The sequence below is a fragment of the Streptomyces sp. NPDC054847 genome (genome assembly GCF_053610925.1).
In genome coordinates, this window is the sequence record NZ_JBSGZJ010000750.1 from 1 (window position 1) to 1,601 (window position 1,601).

Here is a 1,601-nt window from a genome sequence, read left to right on the forward strand (position 1 = left end):
ACACAGCTCTACACCTTCGGCGATCCCCGACGCAATAATTAGAAATCCGCCTGCCCGGCCGCCGGGGCCGCTGCCCGGCCGCAGGGCGCGGCTGACTCCGACCAGGTGCCGTTTCCCGCCTTTTTGCCTGTGCATTGCGTAGTGCGGGGAAGCACACGGTGGTCACGTTGTTGAAGGAATGGAACCGTGCGGTCCCGCGGTGCGGGGCCGGCGGGGCGTTCGTGGGAACCACCGTCACGGAGGTGTGCGCCATGGCCGACGCCGCATTGCGGCTGACCACTCTCGCCGAGGAACTGCTGGGGGCACCGCTCCCGGTCCGCATCCGCGCCTGGGACGGCAGCGAAGCCGGGCCGCCGGCCGCGCCCACCCTCGTCGTACGCCACCGGCGCGCCCTGCGGCGGCTGTTGTGGCGACCGGGCGAGCTGGGGCTCGCACGGGCCTGGGTCGCCGGGGAGGTCGACGTCGACGGCGACCTGTACGAGGCCCTCGACCTGCTCGCCGGGATCTTCTGGGAGCGCGGCGGCGAGCGGCACAGCGCCGTACGTGCACTGCGCGCCGCGCGGGACCCGAGGCTGCGGGCGGCCGCCCTCGACCTGCTGAGGCTCGGCGGGCCGCTCCCCCCGCCTCCCCCGCCCCTCGAGGAGGTGCGCCGGCGTACCGGCCCGCTGCACACCAAGCGGCGCGACAAGGAGGCCATCAGTCACCACTACGACGTCGGCAACGATTTCTACGAGCTCGTGCTCGGGCCGTCCATGGTCTACTCGTGCGCCTACTGGGAAGAGGCGGGCACCCTGGAGGAGGCCCAGCGCGACAAGCTCGACCTGGTCTGCCGCAAGCTCGGGCTGAAGGAGGGCGACCGGCTCCTCGACGTGGGCTGCGGCTGGGGTTCCATGGCCGTCCACGCCGCCCGCGAGTACGGCGCCCGGGTCACCGGCGTGACACTCTCCCGTGAGCAGGCCGTCTACGCCCGCAAGCGCATCGCCGACGAGGGCCTCACCGACCGGATCGAGATCCGGGTCCAGGACTACCGGGACGTCAGGGACGGTCCGTACGACGCCATTTCGTCCATCGGCATGGCGGAACACGTCGGCCGCGTCCGCTACCGCGAATACGCCGACCAGCTGTTCTCGCTCCTCGTGCCGGGCGGCCGGCTGCTCAACCACCAGATCGCCCGCCGGCCCGAGAAGAACGAATCGTCCTACCAGGTCGACGAGTTCATCGACCGCTACGTCTTCCCCGACGGCGAACTCGCGCCCCTCGGCCGTACCGTCGCCACCCTGGAGGACGCCGGCTTCGAGATCCGGGACGTCCACGCCATCCGCGAGCACTACGCCCGCACCCTGCGCGCCTGGGTCGCCAACCTCGAGAAGGCGTGGCCCGAGGCCGCGCGCTCCACGTCGGCCGGCCGGGCCCGGGTGTGGCGGCTCTACATGGCCGCGTCCGCGGTCTCGTTCGAGCGCAACAGGATCGGCGTCAATCAGATCCTCGCCGTCCGGACCCCCGACAGCGGCAGCTCGGGAGTGCCGCTGCGGAGCCGCGACTGGCGCTGAACGCTCGCCGCCGGACGTACGAACGACGCGGGGCCCCGTGGGCGCGTGCAC

The 1,601-nt window shown here is 72.2% G+C and carries 1 protein-coding gene; it reads left to right on the forward strand.

From position 1 onward, the window contains the following. Positions 1-251 precede the first annotated feature (251 nt). Complete coding sequence (locus tag ACWGH4_RS34950; RefSeq protein ID WP_453467919.1) at positions 252-1,550, forward strand: class I SAM-dependent methyltransferase; 1,299 nt, start codon at positions 252-254, stop codon at positions 1,548-1,550. Positions 1,551-1,601 lie beyond the last annotated feature (51 nt).

Coding starts and splice junctions, on each gene's coding strand:
- ACWGH4_RS34950 (WP_453467919.1), top strand. CDS start 252: ATGGCCGACGCCGCATTGCGGCTGACCACTCTCGCCGAGGAACTGCTG.